This window comes from Pectobacterium brasiliense (assembly GCF_013449685.1).
In the GTDB taxonomy this organism is placed as follows: Bacteria; Pseudomonadota; Gammaproteobacteria; order Enterobacterales; family Enterobacteriaceae; genus Pectobacterium; species Pectobacterium brasiliense_A.
This window is the reverse complement of the sequence record NZ_JACDSF010000010.1, coordinates 1-19137: the sequence shown is the minus strand read 5'-3', so window position 1 is coordinate 19137 and position 19137 is coordinate 1. Positions and strand designations below refer to the sequence as shown.

At 47.6% G+C, this 19137-nt stretch carries 26 protein-coding genes; 6 read left to right on the top strand and 20 right to left on the bottom strand.

Annotation, left to right across the window (positions count from 1 at the left end; all coding sequences use genetic code 11):
• Positions 1–48: 48 nt before the first annotated feature.
• Together H0248_RS04360 and H0248_RS04355 are read left to right on the top strand one after the other, a co-directional pair.
• Complete coding sequence (locus tag H0248_RS04360) at positions 49–1044, top strand: restriction endonuclease (RefSeq protein ID WP_052510474.1); 996 nt, start codon at positions 49–51, stop codon at positions 1042–1044.
• 128 nt (positions 1045–1172) lie between these two features.
• Positions 1173–2048, top strand: a complete 876-nt coding sequence (locus H0248_RS04355) for a hypothetical protein (RefSeq protein WP_044206421.1) — start codon at positions 1173–1175, stop codon at positions 2046–2048.
• Positions 2049–2347: 299 nt separating this feature from the next.
• On the opposite strand, the gene H0248_RS04350 is transcribed toward H0248_RS04355, so the two are convergent.
• From H0248_RS04350 to H0248_RS04285, 14 genes are all read right to left on the bottom strand, one after another.
• Positions 2348–3274 carry a hypothetical protein gene (locus H0248_RS04350; RefSeq protein ID WP_044206423.1) on the bottom strand — a complete coding sequence of 309 codons (927 nt, stop codon included), beginning with the start codon at positions 3272–3274 and terminating at the stop codon, positions 2348–2350.
• Between the two features lie 77 nt (positions 3275–3351).
• Entirely contained in the window at positions 3352–4245 is an 894-nt protein-coding gene (locus tag H0248_RS04345) for a hypothetical protein (protein ID WP_044206425.1), read from the bottom strand.
• 73 nt (positions 4246–4318) lie between these two features.
• Positions 4319–6283: an ArdC-like ssDNA-binding domain-containing protein gene (locus H0248_RS04340; RefSeq protein WP_257981535.1), complete on the bottom strand. Its 1965-nt coding sequence runs from the start codon at positions 6281–6283 to the stop codon at positions 4319–4321.
• Positions 6284–6344: 61 nt separating this feature from the next.
• Positions 6345–6830, bottom strand: coding sequence for a hypothetical protein (locus H0248_RS04335; RefSeq protein ID WP_165707361.1), 486 nt, complete (start codon positions 6828–6830; stop codon positions 6345–6347).
• A 71-nt stretch (positions 6831–6901) separates the two neighbouring features.
• Positions 6902–7174, bottom strand: coding sequence for a hypothetical protein (locus H0248_RS04330; protein WP_165707360.1), 273 nt, complete (start codon positions 7172–7174; stop codon positions 6902–6904).
• The gene (locus H0248_RS04325) at positions 7171–7614 is read right to left on the bottom strand and encodes a hypothetical protein (protein ID WP_165707359.1); all 444 of its coding nucleotides are present in this window, start codon (positions 7612–7614) and stop codon (positions 7171–7173) included. Before H0248_RS04325 ends, H0248_RS04330 begins: the two co-directional genes overlap by 4 nt.
• Before the next feature lie 11 nt (positions 7615–7625).
• On the bottom strand, positions 7626–7841 hold the full coding sequence (locus tag H0248_RS04320; protein WP_165707358.1) for a hypothetical protein: 216 nt from the start codon (positions 7839–7841) through the stop codon (positions 7626–7628).
• A gap of 278 nt (positions 7842–8119) precedes the next feature.
• Positions 8120–8524: a hypothetical protein gene (locus H0248_RS04315; RefSeq protein ID WP_165707357.1), complete on the bottom strand. Its 405-nt coding sequence runs from the start codon at positions 8522–8524 to the stop codon at positions 8120–8122.
• An 83-nt stretch (positions 8525–8607) separates the two neighbouring features.
• The gene (locus H0248_RS04310; RefSeq protein WP_165707356.1) at positions 8608–8802 is read right to left on the bottom strand and encodes a hypothetical protein; all 195 of its coding nucleotides are present in this window, start codon (positions 8800–8802) and stop codon (positions 8608–8610) included.
• Positions 8795–9121: a hypothetical protein gene (locus H0248_RS04305; RefSeq protein ID WP_219608943.1), complete on the bottom strand. Its 327-nt coding sequence runs from the start codon at positions 9119–9121 to the stop codon at positions 8795–8797. The genes H0248_RS04310 and H0248_RS04305 overlap by 8 nt, the downstream gene beginning before the upstream one ends.
• The gene (locus H0248_RS04300; protein WP_180784910.1) at positions 9122–9436 is read right to left on the bottom strand and encodes a hypothetical protein; all 315 of its coding nucleotides are present in this window, start codon (positions 9434–9436) and stop codon (positions 9122–9124) included.
• A gap of 88 nt (positions 9437–9524) precedes the next feature.
• Positions 9525–10040 carry a hypothetical protein gene (locus tag H0248_RS04295; RefSeq protein ID WP_165707354.1) on the bottom strand — a complete coding sequence of 172 codons (516 nt, stop codon included), beginning with the start codon at positions 10038–10040 and terminating at the stop codon, positions 9525–9527.
• Positions 10041–10120: 80 nt separating this feature from the next.
• Positions 10121–10444 carry a hypothetical protein gene (locus tag H0248_RS04290; protein ID WP_116186711.1) on the bottom strand — a complete coding sequence of 108 codons (324 nt, stop codon included), beginning with the start codon at positions 10442–10444 and terminating at the stop codon, positions 10121–10123.
• Positions 10445–10526: 82 nt separating this feature from the next.
• On the bottom strand, positions 10527–10808 hold the full coding sequence (locus H0248_RS04285; protein WP_116186710.1) for a hypothetical protein: 282 nt from the start codon (positions 10806–10808) through the stop codon (positions 10527–10529).
• Positions 10809–11243: 435 nt separating this feature from the next.
• On the opposite strand from H0248_RS04285, the gene H0248_RS04280 reads away from it, so the two are divergent.
• Positions 11244–11534: a chromosome segregation protein ParM gene (locus H0248_RS04280; protein ID WP_125233388.1), complete on the top strand. Its 291-nt coding sequence runs from the start codon at positions 11244–11246 to the stop codon at positions 11532–11534.
• A gap of 7 nt (positions 11535–11541) precedes the next feature.
• Here the strand turns inward: H0248_RS04280 and H0248_RS04275 are convergent, their stop codons facing one another.
• The 3 genes from H0248_RS04275 to H0248_RS04265 form a co-directional block, all read right to left on the bottom strand.
• Positions 11542–12432 (bottom strand): integrase domain-containing protein, encoded by an 891-nt coding sequence (locus H0248_RS04275; protein ID WP_116186709.1) that lies wholly within the window; start codon positions 12430–12432, stop codon positions 11542–11544.
• 1110 nt (positions 12433–13542) lie between these two features.
• Positions 13543–14148, bottom strand: coding sequence for a DUF2726 domain-containing protein (locus tag H0248_RS04270; RefSeq protein ID WP_180784909.1), 606 nt, complete (start codon positions 14146–14148; stop codon positions 13543–13545).
• A gap of 65 nt (positions 14149–14213) precedes the next feature.
• Complete coding sequence (locus H0248_RS04265; protein WP_180784908.1) at positions 14214–14633, bottom strand: hypothetical protein; 420 nt, start codon at positions 14631–14633, stop codon at positions 14214–14216.
• A gap of 248 nt (positions 14634–14881) precedes the next feature.
• Here H0248_RS04265 and H0248_RS04260 point away from each other — a divergent pair, with 248 nt between their 5' ends.
• From H0248_RS04260 to H0248_RS04250, 3 genes are all read left to right on the top strand, one after another.
• Complete coding sequence (locus tag H0248_RS04260) at positions 14882–15184, top strand: AbrB/MazE/SpoVT family DNA-binding domain-containing protein (protein WP_180784907.1); 303 nt, start codon at positions 14882–14884, stop codon at positions 15182–15184.
• On the top strand, positions 15184–15540 hold the full coding sequence (locus H0248_RS04255; RefSeq protein WP_257981534.1) for a type II toxin-antitoxin system PemK/MazF family toxin: 357 nt from the start codon (positions 15184–15186) through the stop codon (positions 15538–15540). The genes H0248_RS04260 and H0248_RS04255 overlap by 1 nt, the downstream gene beginning before the upstream one ends.
• Positions 15541–15682: 142 nt before the next feature.
• Positions 15683–16015, top strand: coding sequence for a hypothetical protein (locus H0248_RS04250; protein ID WP_180784905.1), 333 nt, complete (start codon positions 15683–15685; stop codon positions 16013–16015).
• Positions 16016–16047: 32 nt separating this feature from the next.
• On the opposite strand, the gene H0248_RS04245 is transcribed toward H0248_RS04250, so the two are convergent.
• The 3 genes from H0248_RS04245 to H0248_RS04235 all read right to left on the bottom strand — a co-directional run.
• Positions 16048–17577, bottom strand: coding sequence for a conjugal transfer protein TraG N-terminal domain-containing protein (locus H0248_RS04245; RefSeq protein ID WP_180784904.1), 1530 nt, complete (start codon positions 17575–17577; stop codon positions 16048–16050).
• Complete coding sequence (locus H0248_RS04240) at positions 17574–17945, bottom strand: hypothetical protein (protein WP_180784903.1); 372 nt, start codon at positions 17943–17945, stop codon at positions 17574–17576. Before H0248_RS04240 ends, H0248_RS04245 begins: the two co-directional genes overlap by 4 nt.
• A 2-nt stretch (positions 17946–17947) precedes the next feature.
• The coding region (locus tag H0248_RS04235; protein ID WP_180784902.1) for an integrating conjugative element protein at positions 17948–19137 on the bottom strand (1190 nt) is incomplete at its 5' end.

The following is a 19137-nucleotide window of genomic DNA, read 5'->3' as shown; positions in this document are numbered from 1 at the left end:
TGTGACAATAAGGAGATACATTACCGAAAATCCAGAGAACTGCGAACAATGAATGTATTAGAAGCACAAAACATACTGCGTTTTACAGACGAAGAAGAGCCGGTTATGTTGCCTGCCTCGGTGCTTTCAAAACTCGATTTAACCGATATTCCCGATGGTTGTGGTTTCCAAGTCGGGACTGTTGAGGGAAATATGCATAAGCTCGCCTGGAACGGAACTATCTATCGGCGAGCAGGAAAGCTGGTCGGAGAAGTCGATCATACTTGGTCGCGGAAATATTGGTATTCTCCTCTTGGACTTGAGCAATATCTAGATCTTGTTCGCAGGGCTGTTGAGGCTCGCCAAAAATCGAGTGGTGATGTCGAAGTCACTTACCAAGATGATGATGGCGCTTATGTCGCTTTACGTTTTGAAGTATCGATATTGGACACCAACCTCGGAGCAGCTTATACCGCCGTGCGCACAATTGCGGATCAAATAGAAGAGGCCGCAGAAGGTGCCGCTGATGAGGTAGGTAAGCGCATCGCTGAAATCGCAGCACGTCTCTCAGGATGGGGGAGTGATAGTTTGGACGCCCTTGTAAAGGCTGTCGAAAATGCTTCGACCGCTCAAGATAAAGGTCGATCACTTGAGGAGTTATGCAGCCAGTTGTTCGAGACAGTGCCTGGTATGACAGTTACCCAGCGAATTTTGACAGAGACAGAAGAGATCGACATCTCGATCGTGAATGGCAGTGACGAGCCACGACTTAGGCGTGAAGGCGCTATTATTCTAGCCGAATGTAAAAATTGGTCAGGAAAGTGTGGCAAAAACGAGTTCGTCGTATTCCGCGCCAAATTGGAAAACCGTAGTCAAAGAACAACTCTTGGTTTTCTAATTTCATGGAATGGCTTCACAGAAACGGTGACGAAGGAAATGCTTCGAGGGAGCCGCGAAGAACTGTTGATCGTACCGCTCGCGGGCGATGACTTGCGAAGAGCTGTGCGAGACAACAACTTCGCAGAGGTAATGTTACGAGCGTGGGACAAAGCAGTCGCGCTGTGACTAATTTTCGGTTCATCGGCAGCTTTCGATGATTGATATTGGTGATGTGAAGGCTGTTATGAGGTAGGTTCCCGAAATTCTAGGGTACCCAAGATTAGGTGGCAGTATAAAGCTGAGCGTGAGGAGCTATGAGCGAATTCAACCGGATGACAATCGTTGCTGCCGCGGAGGTAATCTCCGACACCAACTCGCATAGTGACATCGACGTTCTTGAAATGCAGTGGGGGATATCGGACCGTGGAGGTGGGGCGAGCAAATCAGCTAGAGTAGTGAATTTATCAAAAGCCGCTATCAACGACGAAATTGAGGTCTATACCGAGAACGGTGTCGTCACCCTGCGTCGAGCACTCGTAGAAACTGCGTTAAAGTTTTCATCCCGTGCAAAGGACTTCGCATCTTGGGCAAAACTTAAAGCGGGACTTCGACTAGACGGTTTTGATGTAGTCGAGCCAGGTGAAGCCAAGCTGGGTTTTTCCTGGAACAACCAGAATGCTGGTATATCTGCTCAACTCATCCGAATGCTACCGGCTGATATTCCTGAGTTAAATATTAGGGAGGCTGAAAGTGAAGTTGTTATGTTATTAGACAAGCACGGATTTCAGGTTGCCAAAGGTCATCTTTCGCAGGCGATGTCGACCTTTCAGCGAGGTGAATGGTCCGCGGCAAATGGAGCACTTAGAAATTTCTTTGAAAACTACCTCAACGAAATCGCTGACCTGCTCGGTTGTGACCTAAAGCTCGGAAGTAAGGACAAGAGAGATTTTCTCGGTTCTGGTGTACAACCGCCCTTCTTTTTCACCGATTACAACGAGTGGAACCCTAACAATCAGAAGCAGCAATATGTACAAGGCCTGATGAATAGGATGCATCCGCATGGCGGCCATCCAGGTCTATCGGAGGAGGAGGATGCAACTTTCCGTATGCAAATAAATCTTGTGACTGCTAGGCTCTTCCTTCGCAGACTTGATCAGAGGCTCTCGCTGGGTACATACACCCGAACATAGGCAGCCCCGCGACGATTGAGCTCACGCTGAGTACCAGCGATTCGCAATAGGGCGGCAGCTTTCTGGTTAGAATTTATATCGACTGTCCATCTGCATCGAGGCCGAAAATTGCCGTAAGGATAGAAAAACAGATATAACCGCTCATTTGGGGACGGAGCTGCTCAGTTGCACGCTCCAGTAACTGTGTAATAATCCGTGAATGTTCTTCGTTTCCAGATTGTTATCCCTACATATACCCAGAAAAATAGCCAGTCAGTAGCTTAACTGACTGGCATTATTCCTGTAGGGCTTTCTATTTTTTAAGCCGCCAACTGGTGAACCACAGCCACTGGTTGACTGGAGGTATTTAACCGCGATACCACATGTTCTGACTCTTCCCTAATCCACTCAATTGCATCGACCATAACATCATAATAATCCGATGCATTCGGGCGTGTAGGATCATTGACCTCCGTATCCCCCGTAAAACTCTTCATTACAGCACCATTGCGATAATGAACATCTGCGCGGAAAGTCACTGGTACATAAATTCCCGCGGCTATAGCATCGACATGCTGGGTCAGAAAATCATCCTCAAACTCCATGATATCGATGTCATCAATAGACTGCTGAGACATGTACAAACGTATTTCACCAGCGCTGCCACGCCAACGCCGTATCTGTTTTTCCTCGAAATTACAGTTGCTGACAAACTGCGTCAGCGTTTCTGCACACTGATGAGAAACATCACGCAACGATCGCTCCAGGTGATCCATGAAGCGGAACCAATAGCGTTCACTCTGCCGAAATTGCGCCAGAGTCACGTACTCATCCGGCAAACTGTCGCTTTGTCCAGAGGCTTCACGAAACGTCGCTTCATCCAGTTCGTAGAGAGGCATGATGTCAGCGCGCAGCAACTGGTCGGTTCGACCACTGATTTGCGGGTGAACCCGGGGAAGATACAAATATCCATGATCTACCCCGTTACCATTAGCCTGCCAGTTCGTAGCGTTTATCCACAACGTCAGAACTTTCCTGCTGCGCTCACGCTTAGCATCGTCTGTATCAAGGCGTTCCAGCATGGTTTCCATCACGGCCGTCAGTTGCTCGTTTTCAAACAACGTTTGCGTATTAACGTAAGTATGGCCAGCGTTCTCATCCAACTGCCAGCATATGTCGTCATAATCCGGCGCATAGCCTAATGTCCGCTGATACGCCTGCTGAATATATTCATGAATAATGCACATCGTGTACTCCTGTCAAAATAGTGATGGCAGGAGGCCCGGCAGGGCGTTCCCCCTGCCGGGTAAAGTTAAGTAATCAGTCAAGCAACCAGACGTAACGCTGGCGCCGGTGAGTAGTCATCACGTTGCAGACGTCGACGTTCGTCACGCAACCAGGCTATCGCCTGCTGCACAACATCACCGTAGTCTGCTACTGTCAGCCGGTCCACATTCACAACTTCTTTCTGAACGGAAAAACAACCAATGATGGCACCATTGTGATAGTGAATCCGGCTCTCCAACGCAACGAGGTGTATCTCGCGGCGGCAAACCCGTTTGACGAACTCAACAGGATCTGCCGTACTCATGCTCTCTGGATTAACCGTTCCCAGATTCACCGTGATAAACCCAAAGTCCGTATCAAAACGTCGGACAACCCGTTCATCAATATCACAACGCCGTTGCAATGCAGCCAACTGCGCCACGCAATGCTCTCCCGTCTGCGCCAACGTGCGACTCAGCCAGGATTCAAATCGTGACCAGTGCTGCATCGTTTGCGCCAGCTGCGAACGGAGGATGACATCATCAGTATGTCGATCGCCTTGAGCCGTCAGTCGGATAAAATCGTCGTCAGACAAATCCAGCAAGGCAGACGGCTCACCAGGTAACAGACAATCAACCCGACCACTGCTCTCCGGAGACGTCCTCGGTAATAGCCGTGTATTACCACTGGCTGTGGCCAGCGCATCCAGCCCCAAAATCCACAGGGTCAGAATGCGCTCACTCAGTTGGCAACGCGCACGTAACTGACGATTGCCTGGAATGTTATCGAGCATAAACTGCATAACAGGTAACAATCGCTGGCTATGAAACACGATATCCGTATTCATGTAGTCCTGCAGATCGTTACTGATATCCGCCTGCCACTCATCCTGATGCAGGAAGAGGTTCATGTGTTTCAGGTATGTCTGTTGAATAAACTGCTCTGTCAGCATGATGCTCCTTACAAATAAAGTAAGGGCGCTTCCCCTTCCAGGGGAAACGCCCGGTTGGGGTTAAATTGTTATATCAAGCGACGTTCTGTTGCGTTTGCCGCTCCTGCTCATGAGCCCACTTACGTTCCCAGCCAAACATCATCCAGAAAGGCGTACGCCAGGTCTGACGGAGCTCCATACTCAGGCTGTTCCCGACAATCACAATCGCAGGTATGCCACATAAAGCCAGTTGTACATACGCCATCATCGCCGCGACAGGATCGATATCGACGCAGACAGCAGCCATCTGTTTCTGTGGATTGAAGCCCGCTTCAAGCATGGCTTGCGCCATCGCGACAATCAGCCCACCGGCTCCGCATGCAGGGTCTGAGACAGTAATGAAATCCCGTTCCCCGCTGGTAAGTGCAGGCAAACCATCAGCCAGTTGCATTTTCGCCATCATGTAACCAATAGAGTAAGGGGTGAAATACTGCCCCCGGCGTCGATCGCCAAGCTCGAGCTCCATGAATACAGATCCAAGAAAATCCGAAGGACTGAATTCCATGCCTTCGACCAGCGTGTTGAAAAGTGCAGGGAAACGACGCTGATCAACTGCCTTGTAACGTTTTATTCGCCGCATGTAGTCATCTTCGATTTCCTGCACAAAATGGCACCTGTTATGTAACGCCGCTGCCGACATGTGAATAAAATCGCTGAAGACCGTCCAACGGTTCTCATACGGTGCAATTTCGTGAAACTGGCGGATAAACGTTGCCCGATGCGGATTGGGACGTCCCTGGTTTCTGACCCAGGGGAGCGCGGCGAGATTTCCCGGATCATCCGGGTCACCTCCTTCTTCCTCATCGTTAGCTGCAACCTCATCGATTGATTCGGCAGACGGTGGCGGTAGCAACAACGTGCCAAGCTCCGGAGCCTCCAGAACAACGTCGCTATCATCGATGTCGCTGGCGACACGATGAACAGCCAGGCTTCCGGGATTCAGTGAGAAACGCGCCAATGCATCAGCAACGCTATTCAACTCTAGTGTGAACAATGCCGTCGGCATATCACACCGAGGCCATTCGTAGATACGGGCCAGCGCATTTACCGCATTACCCGGTGAAATGTTGTAACGCAAGTGCTGATGCACTACGCTGTCACACACTAACGTCGTATCATCCAACTGCTGGCCATAGTGAGTAGTTAACAGATGTTCTGCCTGTCTCTGCCAATGCTGAACATCATCAAACGGCAATGTGGCCAACCGCTGTTTTTCCAGCCAATCAACCGCCTTGCCTGCTTCAGAAGCAGATTTAAACAGTATCCACGGGTCTGAACCCAACTCACCATTCCACATCGACGGACCAGCAAGATGTATCCCTGCCAGTGCGGCAAGAAATGCACGTCCCACATCAGCAACAAGACTCTCTTGCAGGTATTCATCCAGTTCCGGAACATCATTCCCCGTGAAACAACGGCGCCCCAGTCGAGTGGGATGTCCAGTAGCACTGACGAGCAACGCTATAAGACTATCTAGATTACCCTGCTCACTATCAGGTAATTCAATGCGATCGCTTTCGGGCAGGTAAACCGCCGGACGTTGTGCATTGAACAGAACAGGAACCCCGGATGCAAACTGCCACTGCCCTACCCGCTCCATTCCAGGTACGGGAGACGGTGGCCACGGCCAGCCGGGTTGCAACATGTCGGATAATCCCTCGCACTGTTCAACGTTGATAACCCGAAACAGTGAAAGTGACGGTTTGTAGCGGACGACGGTGGTCGGTCGCTGCCCCGGAGTGATTCTTCCGCCCAGAGAGCGTAAATCATCACCCGTCAGCCAACGATTTGATACCAGGCCGTTTTGCAACGCCGATTGCCAGAGCAATAAAGCGTTAATGCCGGTGAAGCGTTGTCCGCTTAATGCGTGTTCCGGTATCCCCTGGCGAATAACACTCTGTCTCCACGGCGTTTTACCCGCGTTGACACTCTGCATCAGACGTTCTGTTAACAGCCGGCAAATATCACCGGCATCCCTCAATGTGAAAGTTTTCATCATGGTCTCCATCAAAAATCGGGACCATCCCCTGAGGGATGGCTCCCTCAGGAAAAATCAAAAATCAGAGTACAGTGGTGAATAGTTGCAGAATTGCGTGCCCCGCAATAACGGCTTGCTGGTACAACTGCACAAACTGCTCATGATGCAGATAGGCCCAGACAACAGAGGATGTAATTATCCCTGTCGCCGACATAGCGATCAGAAACTGGTTACGCCGGCGGCGAAACAGTGCTTCTTTCTCTGCGACTTGCGTATGTAAAAACAGCCCTAGCGTTTGCAGTTCCGCGAAACGGCTAAACTCCTCACGTCTTAGCGCATCACAGGCCGCATCAAAACGTTCCAGCTCTGTCGGGTGCTGATCCTCAAGAAATCGGCGATAACCACCATCGCGTATCGTTTTGTAATGACGGTCAAACTCGGCCTGCAACCAGCTATAAAAATGACTGCGCGTGCGCTCAATAGCTCCTGACTCTCGCGTTAGCGACTTCATTGCGCCTTGCGTTGCTAGGGCCGATTCTTGGTGTTCATTAATGGTCAGTAAACTCATGGTATGGACTCCGAAAAAAAAGACGGGTCCACCCCTGCGGGTGTCCCCGTCAGGGTTAGTAAGATGCTGTGTTAACCGGTCAGGCTGATATGAATAACATCATTCTCATAGCGCAGATAAAACTGCTGCCACAACGATGTCGATTCATTGCCGTCACCGGTTAAACAAAAATAGCCGGTCGTTATTTCTGAGCGAGTGCTCGCAGCCAGTGCTTTTAATGCATGACGAATCAGACGATGTAGCCGTTCAGTCTCGCATGCCGGCTCGGGCGTAAACGCGACGAGTCTTTCCCAGGCGCTGTCATCAATTGCAACGGCCGGAGATGATTGCGGCCGCCCAGTCATGCTGCTTCATCATTCTGAGCAGCTGACGAAATCGTCACGACAGCGGGCATCCTTTCAGGTTTAGATCGTTGGCGCACATTACGTAATAACTTCTGGTGCATGGCCAATGCGGTATCAACCGCTTCGTCCTCGTTATCCATATAACGTTCGCCATAAAACGCTTGCGGAGTCTCTTCACCGAAATATTGCAACTCCACACCAGGTTTATAATTGTGGCGGTGCTTCAGTACGACAGCACGCCCGCTACATTGATGATCATCGGCGAGCAACCATTTACCGGTGTAAATTATTCGATGAGTCGACGCTTCCATAGGCTCAGAACGCTGACGCCATGTCTGATAAAGCCAGACAAGTGCGCGAGCGGACAATTTGCACATCCAGCGCACGACGAACCATAGCCCCGTGGACAAAACAATCAGTATGTGTAAAGGCATTGGCATAACCTCTCCTTTCAATGCGTTAATCCGCGAAGTGCGAGGACAACAGCTAAAAGCACCAGAGAACCGGCGACTTTCAGCAACGTGAGATAACCGAGCAGTTTCAGTAGTGCATTTCTGTCTCGCCGAAAACATTCCCGGCGAATCAACTGACACAATGCGTCTTCCTGCTCTGGTGTAAACGAAGCATCCTGAGCGGGAGCTTCTTGAGTGATATCAATGTGAGACATGAACTCTCCTTTTTGGTGACAAAAAAAGGGAGAGTCATCCCGTAGCGGGAGAAGGCTCTCCCCGTGGGGTAACGTCTGATTAGACGAAAGTATTTAATTTATGTGGTTATAACCAGCCGCGTTCAGCAAACGACACCATTTTGATGACACGTGCCTCACGCTCGGTATAAGCAGTAGTACTGTGGGGTGTTAATTCGCGCATAAAAGACCTTTTACGGGCGAATGCTTTCCCCCTGGTGGCGGAAAGCATTGCCACTGGGGGAAAGGTAAATCTGTATTCAATTGACCCGACCGAGCCACTTAATGTAGCCATCGAAATCACCGTCGCCATCCAAGCAAGAAGAGAATTCCCAGCAAGTATGCTTACCCTCCTGGACGCCATTCTGAAAGGCTTTGTCCCAAAACCCTTGAGCAACTTTGTTGCCCAGTGAAATCACATCATTAAAATAATGACTGTAATTCTCAGGGATAAAATTCAGCCCAACGGTTTCGCCAAGACAGTGTGCGATTTCGAAAATCTGATAGTCATTGTCTGTAAAACCATCCTCATCAGGAGAACAGTTGATTCGAAGTGCGTCGAATGCATCAATCTCCATCAATTTTCCCTCTATGTCAGAAATCACACACAGCAGGTCAACGGCAGAATGACGATTACGAGCAAGACGATTAAGTAAAGTATTCATAATGGATAAATCCTCTCTTCTATTTGAAAAGGGATTTATCCCCCATAGGGGAAAAATCCCCATATGGGTTAAGTTGAATAGCGCTAACAACCTTTTTGAACCAGCCGTGCTGCTAGCTGGTCATACGTTAGGCTATCGCTAATGACGAGCAAGTATTCTTCTGCATATTTGATGCCGTCCGGATACAAGGTGATACGATCATCTCCCAACCATGACGGAACTTCATCAGAAAAAAACCAACTGCTATCTGGGTAAACAAAAACAATGCCATTAGCCATTGTGGCTATCCCTGTTCAAAACACGAGATGCACATTCGATGATGTCACCCAATACCATTAGCAATTGCGGCATGGTCAAAGGTGTACCTTCCGCGATAATCCCGAGCTTCACTGCGCCTTCGCCAATTGCATTGGCGAAAAGAGCACGCTGATGAAGAAGATCATCAACAGATTCGGTAGCCAAATCACGATAACTGCTGTTGTCTGAACCGAACTCCGGCGTTATTGCATTCGCTTCCGCATGAGTGCGAGCGTAACGCAGCAAATCGTCGAATGCGTCCTGGATTTGCTTGCCTTCTGTGTCCGATATCATTGGCAATCAGTTATCTTTGAAATCGAGTAGCACCCCATGAAGGGCGCATAACGTCACCATTAACCCGAATGCATCCGTTGTTACTTGGACTCGGAACCGAGATGCGTAAACATTATAAAGTTTATCACCGTCAGGAACGGCATATACCGGGGTTTCCAGATCGTCGGTCACCTGAGGGTGCCAGTCATTCCAGCTACCACTGCTAACATGGAGCTTAGACTGCCAGACCTCAATAATGTACTGAACGAATACGTCGTAAGTCTCTTTCGACATGAAAGAGTAGAAAGTTTCAAAGGCTGACGCTTTGTTAATCTGAGTCATGGATAAATCCTTTCTAAATTCAATGTGAAAGGGATCTATCCCCAGCGGGATAAATCCCGCATGGGTTAAGTAACGATATGTCTGTCGGTCAGTAGAACGTCCGGCCTTCATACCAGTTGCGTTCGACATCTACACTGAGCGCGTAAAGGTAGTAGTCAATGAGCCAAATGCTCGCATTAGGGCTCTCATGAACACGGGCAGCATCCTTCAGGCCTTTATTAAAATAGTGCTGCCACAGGGCAGCATTAATAGAAATGCCGAGCTCAAGAATATCTGCGAAGTATTTGTCAAAAAAAGTGCGCGGTAGCAGTTCCAGGCTGATAATTTCACCGGCCTGCCGTGCAACCCACGCGATACTTTTTTCGTCAGGAGTCATACACGCTAAATCGTCCCACTCAATCATGTCATCAATTCTGATACGCATGAACGAAGCAGCTGTCATCAGTTCGGACTCAAGACGTATCAGCGCAGTCGCTTCCATCAATACAGACTCAATATCAGAGACAATCCTGATGAGGTCTGTTGTGGAACGTTGTAAAAATTCATCATCACGTCGCAGGATCGCCAGGCGCGAGACGAAAGGTTTCGTGTTGAAATCGTGCATCGATAAATCCTTTTTTCGGTTCAAAACGAAAAGGGATTTATCTCCACTGGGGATAAATCCCCATGTGGGTATGTTTTAAGTCACTGGAAGCGATAACGCAGCGTTGCTAACTGTTTTGCCAGCAATTGCGCAGCCTTGATTGCCTCGTGACGCTGTGAAAACGTATTATCGGCGCAGGCATGAGAGTCGAACTGGTAAGATTTTGAGCCTAACCATCCAGTACAGCTTTCTATCTGATAGCTCCATTCCGAATCGCTTCGAAAAACCAGCGCACGGAATCTCATATGTCCAGATCGATTAGGTATCCACTCACCAATAAACGCATCGTTACGCTGTGTGTTTTTCTTCAGCAGCGCAGACAGACGCTCAGTAAAATTACTCGTACGACGTAAGACCATTTGCATGATGTTCTCCTGATAAAACGGGAGAACATCTACCCTGACGGGAAGATATTTTTCCCGTTAGGTTGCTGGCTTAAAGTCGGTGTTAGAAAGAGTCTTCCGGATATGCCTGTTCTGTCGAAACCGTAACCGGTTCAACAGCGGTATCCATCGGTTCATCTTGCTGAGGTTTATGCTGAAAACCGCCGATTCTGCTCAAATAAAAAAAGCAGAAGACGATGACAACACTTCCCCAGATGAGTAACAGCTGAAGGAAACTGTAGGTCTTATAAACATGCTGCCGCGTTTTCACCTTTTTTTTCAGTGAAAGCAACAACTGACCTGCCCAGTATCCATCACGATATGCAGTAGAAGAGTTCAAGTTCATTGTGGTTGCTCCAAAATAAAATATTTGGAAAACCACACCCCAGCAATCGGGAAGTAGCTTCCCGTAGGGATTGAGAGATAGTTAGTAAAATCGGACCTTCATCACCACGCTCGCAACGTCGTTTAAACTACCTGGTGATATCTGCTTCCAAAGGCTGGCAGATTTACCACACGCAACTGAGCGTGTTCTTCCTTGCAGGCTACAGAAGTGTTCTTTTGTGACTACCCGAAAGCGATCCTCACAAGTCACCGGATCATTGGTGGTCGTCAGAGACGACAGGTTAGCCCGTTCAACATACTCAAAGATGGAATTAAATTCAATATATTCCCAACTATTCCTGAACCATTAAATTATTCGTATCAGATACGAATAAAGCATTGAACTGTTTTCAGAAAGAATATTTAATCGTATCTGATACGAATAAGATGGGGTAGTGTGCGTATTTCAAGAAATCAACGTGATGTCTTGTTTCTGCTGTATGCAATTGAGCAGAAAAAAGGCCATCAACACTTTGTAACAGCTACAGCCTTATTCTCTATGATAAGTAGAAACCGTAGCGCGACATTATATCAAAATCATTTAAGAACGTCCTGTCATACTCTACATAAAAATGGTTTTGTTGAACAGTATAGAGACGAACAATTAAAATTATCCTATGCGTTAACAGAACAAGGAAGATTGGCAGCCTTGACGATTTACAATGAAACTGCCAAAAATCCTTCTTGAAATTCTCTCACTGAGAGGGATCAACTTTATTATAAACGCGGGCAACATAACGACCTCGGCCATCACCGTGCCCCAAATCCATGGAAACTAATGCATCAGCCTCCTCTTTACTAAATCCATTTTTAAGATGTAGCTTTGTTGCATCTTGGGTATAAGCATATCTAAGGCTATGAGGTGCATATTTTCCGACAAGCCCCGCTTCCCTAACGATATTACGATACTGTTCAATTGCCAAATGCAACGCAGGACGATTAATCAACCGCCCGTTATTTTCGCTCGTAATATGTATTGCATTATTCACTGCATTGATTAACTTGTCCCGTTCAATAATTGTCGTATCTCTTGGCCTCCCTCCTTTCGTGCCATAAACAATCCGGACTTTCTCATTACCATTTTGTAATGCCTTCTGCCATGTTTTAAGAGACTTAACTGATTGAATAGTTTCCTCAGTCCGTAAACCAAGAAGGCGGGATAATTCCATTGCAGCTGCTGCACCTTTATCTGCAGCACTCACCTTTTCTAAAATCCCTTGATATACATTATCTGGAATAGCGACTTTTGAACCGTCACGACTCGCGCCAGAAATACCCAATGCTTGATTACTCAGCTTTTCGTTTTCTGGATTAGCCATAATGGTCTTACCGGCTGCACGCAGAATGGATCGTATTGCTGACATTTCATTTTGCAACGTCCTGATTGAAATTTTCTCGTCCTGACGACTTCTGATATACATTTCAATATGACGAGGCTTAATATTCTTTGCATCCCTAATCTGCACATTCAAACGCTTTAACCTTTCCGCAAAACGATCGGCTATTTTCATACGGTCATTAAGTGTTTTAAAACTGCCGCCACCGTCCCGCGCTAACGTCACGAGATTCTTGTTTAACTTAGCCATATAGTCCTCCAGTTCTAATGAAGTGAGTTATGTATTCCGTCCCGTGTGAACGGAATACATAACTCACCGGCTCCCTTCTAAAAGAGAGTAAAAATAGGTACTTCATCCCCGACGACACGGTTTGATTTTGCGCATCCTGCGTCTCAGCAGACATCTGTGCATCGGGGGCGAAATGTTGAATTGTTGCAAGGCACCCTGGGTGTTACCCATTCGCGGCTTACGCCGGGCTGACTCTCGTCAGTCTACCTCCACACGCCAGTTTGGTTGCTGGCGTCGCCATCGATGTCGTGCTGATTACCTCCTCTATCTAATAGAAATGTCTTCATGATGATGTTTTTCATACATTCGGACTGTTTGTTAAATGAACGACCATTAAACGGTTAGTAAAACGTCTTTATACGTACTAAAAACCGTTACTACGTGTTGGTCAGATGGTAGAAGAATCGTCTATCGGGCAGTGCGTAAGCTCTGACCGTATTACGCGCTCGCGCGTCACTTGGTATTCGCGTTGCTCATGCACAAGTGACGCCGCGCAGCTTCGACCTTCCATTGCGACTCCCGTAAGCGGCCAAATGTACCAAATGGCCTTATACGTGCGTGCAAAGGTCGGACGTCGCTCTAGACGTATTCGTATCTTGAATCGTGCGTAAAACAGAAAACTTCGAACAACAGCAAATTGTTGCTGAAGCTATCAGGCTGCACTCGCTAAGACGAGTCAGTATTTGAGTGGATAAACGGACCTTCATCACCACGCTCGCAACGGCGTTTAAACTACCTGGTGATATCTGCTTCCAAAGGCTGGCAGATTTACCACACGCAACTGAGCGTGTTCTTCCTTGCAGGCTACAGAAGTGTTCTTTTGTGACTACCCGAAGGCGATCCTCACGAGCCACTAGATCATTGGTGATCGTCCGAGTGGACGATGGTACAGCGAAAATGATACTAACAACGCAATTCGAGATCGTCAAATAGTTACCCACATACCCACCGACAAAGTCGGCTCGACACTCGCCGACCGCTCCCGTTCGCCCGCGCCTTTGGTGGGCGCAGACTCACTGGCTTATTTGTCCGTGGATATGTGGATAACAACAAAATTAATTATTCAGAACATCAATGAATAGAATCTCTTTCTTTCCAGATATCGGGTTTATCATCAATATTCCCAACAGAAACACGTAAGAAACCTATTTTTGCCAGAGACAATATTTTATTTAATTTTTTGTCTCGCTCAATCCGCTTTTCTCTTTGATGAGTCGCATCATCAAGTTCGATGACACAAACTACCTTATTTGTTTTCTTTGAAACAAGGACGTAATCTAAAGCCATATTATTTACTATTGCTGAAAAACGTCGATACTCTTCATCCGACAAGGTTCCTTTGGGTATTGTAGTCAACTGGCCTAAAGAAACCTGGCAATGAATTTCACAATAATTACCATGCCATGCGGTTAAATTATCATAGAACTTCCGTTCACACTCAGTTAAAAAGTAACCTTTCCTATTAATACAAGCACCACTATTAATCACTCCCCAGAAAAGAGCATCTCTTGTTTCCCATTTTTTAGGAGTAGTATCGAAAACAGATAAATCACTATATTCTATGTTAGCATCGTCCTTGAAGGTTGGAGGAGTTTTCTTCCCCTTGTTATTTGGATGCTTATTTAAAAGCCCAAAAACCAAAATAATAATTAGAAAAACAATCGCAATGAAATCCATTCCAACACCACAAAAAAGCGTTAAATTAAAAACGCCCAACCGATACCATGTTGAGCGTACATACCTTACTTAAATTCAGAAACAACTCTTTTTCTGGCATTCCACATAACATCATCTGAATGATATGTGCTCAATGGTATAAGTTCGTTCTTAACACTAGGCCATAACGTAAGTCCAGCTTCCATATTATTCAAAACATCCTGACTTATTACCCATGCAGAAAAAATCACCTCATGCTCTTTGAGGTAAGAAAGAAACTCTTTCATTTGTCGAAGGCCACTATCCCCTTCTAAAGCAAAGCGACCGCGATTAAAAACAAACCATTCGCCTGTAACAGAGGATTCAATAACATAACCGGGAAGATAATACATGGTGCTAGGCTTATCCTCCACCAAGAGATATACTTTAGGTGAATCCAATTTACTCAAAAACTCGACATAATCTAATGCATCATAGGATTCAAACAACCGGGATGTATTTGACATATTTATTCCTTATATTGCCACGATAATGATATTACACAGCCTTTGCTTTAAGGTATTAAAGAGAAGAATAACCTGGCTGATATTGAACTCCGCACTCGTGTTGTAGTCAGGCAGTATTCCTTTTCATACCCATTTATTTATCATACAACGTCTTCAGAGCAGTGATAACATTTCGTTTATTCATGTCTTTTTATAGCACGTTTTTTACGCTATAGTGGTGCTATCATGGTTACACCAGAGGATAAGTCATGAGTATTGTAGCCGAAAAAACGACAGGCAAAAGCGCACGCTTGCGTAAGCAGGGTAGAGCCATCGTTGTAACAATTCCTAAGGAGATCGCCCTGGCGATGAACTGGAAAGAAGGCGAAGATGTGATTTTTGTTCAGGATAATGATGCGCTGAAAATCATGCCCCAGACAGTAAAACCTCGTAAGCGCAGGATGTCTCCTGACGAACTGGTGTCTGATTTAAGTGCTGAAGATATCCAGACACTAAGGGAGGCGACACAGCCATTTCAGCAACTGAAACCTACAGGACGGGAGATCTTTTGATGGCCCGAACACCAAAAAGAGGTGAAATATGGTTAGTCAATCCAGACCCCATTGCAGGTAAAGAGATTGCCGGACCACACTATTTTCTTGTGATATCTGTTGATGCCGTGAACAAGGAAACCGGCGTTACCGCTTGCGCAGCGATAACATCAGGCGCAGGATCCTTGCGCGAAAAGAACATCGTAGTTTATATCGGGGGTGGTGACAGCGAGAAAGGAAAAGTGACCGGGGTTATCCTTTGCCACCAGTTGAACTCTCTTGATTTCCAGGCCAGAGGGGCCAAGTATATTGATACGGTTTCACCCCAGGTCATGGCTGATGTCGAAATCACACTGGCGAACATATTGGGCATATGAAAAATAGATTCATTTAAATCCGGTCTTGTAGCGGCAGACATCTCTTGCGAAACGGTGTGTAATCTCTATCAATTTAATGGATTTACGCTCCTGGTCAGGTTAAAATGTAACCATGAGATATTCCATTGAGAAGGATATTCAGATGCAAAGCACAGCAAAGAACCAAGCCTATCAGCGTGGACTCAAGGCGGCAGGTATCTGGAAAGGCACAAAAAACCGCCTGAAGCAATGTGATGCGGTCTGTGTTGCTTGGGCTACCCAGAACCATTTACCGAAGTTGGTTGGCCATATTCCTGTTACTGCATTTTTAACCTTATCCATTGCAGCGATTCTGTTTGGTGGATTTATTATTGGTGGTATGTTTCTTTTGCTTTGGGCTGTTTTTTTGATCAGTCCTAAAAAAGGTTTAACAGACAGAAATGCTCATGACGATGAGTATTTCGATGATTATTGGTGGTGGTGGAGAAAGAAATAGCCGATATATTACATCGGCTATTTTACTAGCAATCAATTCAAAATTCTTTTTGCCCCTTTTTGTGACACTGCGCTACTAGCAACTTCACCTGCGCTACCTCCTGTTTTTTGTGCGTCCTGTACACCGCTTTTCATCGCACTAGCTAAATCACCGACACGAACACCAGCCCACGATAACGCCCCCACCCAAAGAGTCGGTAGAACGATAAACATCGTTCCCATCACAAAGTTCATGACCATATCGTCAGAAGTATTTTGAAACCCTGCCAGATTAAATCGGCTGTGGGTATCCGAGCTGTAGAGTGCTTCAAGTAACCAACTGTCGAGCCACCTAGCCAGTTCCCACCAGAACGTAAGGAAATTCAGCGCGAATATCACAAATGTTAGGGTAACCACAACCTTGAATTCATAGACACCAAAAGCCAGAATCAGCGGCAGCATGACGCAGACAGCCATCAACAATATGGCCTGAACCATCGGTAGCGCCTGGCGCATTGCATCAAATGCCGGAAATGCTCCCAGACTTCCCAACGCGCCGCCGGCAATGGCACCAAACCGATTGACGGTATTCATCGTAGTGAAGTCCGCATTACCCCCGTAACCAGCGTAAACCTGCCCCCCTTGAGAGATATTTAGGCTCTGAGGACTCACCAGGCGCCTGATCACCGCTTCTTTATAGTCAGCCGTGCTTTTCCCCATCATTTTCAGTGCAGCAGAAAGACGCAGCCACATACCAGGATCAGCTTGATTGACTACCCTATCCTGCAAACCGGTATCCGCTGTGGACCACCATTCATTACAGGTGGGGTAACCACCCCGCCCCGTATTCGGCCGACCACTGTCCCTGGCATCGCTCCAGGGAAAATTTGACCGCGGCATTTTTGAGTTCAGTTCACCATAATAGCGGGAACGAAATGTTGAGCTGCCTAGCCATTCGATGTCCTTCAGCACATCCTTATCCGTTGTAGCCCCCTGGTCTTGCTGCTTCCACGTGTATAGCGCGAGCGCATAGCAGTCGTTGGTAAAGTCCTGCAGTTCTTCAGCCAGAGCCGGATTGCTGATGCTGGTCCTCTGCACCTCAAAACGAACCTGGCGCAAATCCGGTCGACAAGGAATGGTTGCGACCGCAGCCTGCGTTACGCCTTTTGACAGGCGATGTACGACAGCCCACCAAAAGGGTACCGCAGCTGTCTGATCGCCGAGGCTGGATACCACACTTGAATATCCACTTTCATCCGGAGACTGCGTTGTCCAGGTTCCACACATTTTCGCCCGAGACGTATCATATTGCATGGTACTCAGGCTCAGATTAATCAGCGGAACGCAGCAAGCCAGCATCACAAAGAACGCACCGTACAACGCGTTCTCGATACGGGGCAGTGACAGCATCCCTTTATTGCCCTCATCCTCCCCTTCTTCCCTGACCTTCATCCAGATACCAACAACTTTAAACGCCAGCGGCGCAGCAAAAAGCCCGGTACCAATCAGAATATTCCACAGGCCATTATTAATGACCCAGCCCAACAGTGTCAGAAAATACTCGAGATAGCTGTTCGCGGTCATCGCGCCGCCCCTGTATCGATATACATGGCATATTCACATGCCAGTAAAAACATCGCGCTCACGATGGCCATCCGTTTCAGCGACGCTTTATACTCAGGCTTACATCCTGGCGCATGCCAGATTTTCCAGAGTCCCCATCCCAGCGCGCTGTACAGCATCAACCGCCAGACCAGCCAGCCAGTGCTCGTTCGCTGCATCCAGTGGCGTAGCGCTACGAATTCATCCGAATAGGACAAGCCAATGCTCGCGATCAGAAATGCAATAAACATAACGCCAGAGCAGAATGCCAGCGCGAGCAGCAGCACGTTGGTTCCCTGGCGTAGTCGCTTAATGGCGGATTGAGGCTGCGCCTTTTTAGATTCAGACATAGTTAGTTGCTCTGGGCGGGAATCGTCATCTGGTTGAAGCGTGTATCCGTATTGTCCTGGATTTGCTTCTGCGGATTGGTTTCTACACGATTGTTTTCCCGTTCGATGATAGTCAGCACTGAGTTACGTGCCAGCTCGCGCTTGAGTTCCATCTCGTTCTTCAGTGCATTAATTTCCCGATCGAGCGACTCAATACGCCGGGTTCCCTCATCAACAGCGGCTTCCTGAGCCGCGGCATTTGGCTCAGACATTCCAGTCATCAGCATACGGCGCATCAGTAATGCCGTCTCGACCGTATCCGCCATCGCCAGTTCGCTTGCCAGTCGGCCGGTTAACGCCGCATTATCCGGATCGCGTTGTAATGCCCGGATAACACCACTGGTGATAGTCAGACTCCCTGCCTTCAGCTTGGCCAGGTTCGCAGCCGTTGGTTTCTCCACCCCGTTAACCATTTTCACAAGTTGTTCCAGATTGGTTTTCGTTGCGTCTTCCAACATGGGGGCGAATCCTGTTCCTGCCTGAGTAGTTCCGGGTTGTTGGCCTTCATCCCCACTCGTGCAATCAGTGGCAACCTTACACGTCCGCATCGAGCGATCGCCAAGTACCTGAACAACCGCTTTTGCGGCTTCCTCCGAGTTAGGGAATTTTTGGCAAACTGATCCCATGCAATTACTGGCACTGACAGAAGATGTACTCAACACGGGCTGGCTGTTCATCATGTTATAGCCCGCAGACGCCAAATCATGAGTTGGACGAATAGCTGGTTGCCCTTTACCGCCACGTCGTTGGCCACCAATCCAGTTTTGGCCATTATTGCCGGTCAATTTTTGGGAGTCGTTATCCGTTTGAACGGCATCCGCTTTTCCACTGTTAACCAGTTGCTTATATTCATCTGCCTGTGCCGATTGGGTCCATTTACTGGAGTCAGAAAAATCCATCATCCGTTTGGTCATGTTTTGGCAGTTAAGCATGGCCTTATCAAATGCAACATTTGCCTGAAGCACACCGTTAGTTAGCATGTCATAGAGTCCCGGACTCGCTCGTTGAATAATGGCGCCGGGTAAACTGGAGACTGCACCAGTCGCACCTTGAATAACTTCCCCCATCAGGTTTTTGAATCCGGATGTCACCCCATTCAACTGATTGCCGACCGTTGTTTTCAGATCGAAATTACCGCACTGCAGATCCGAGC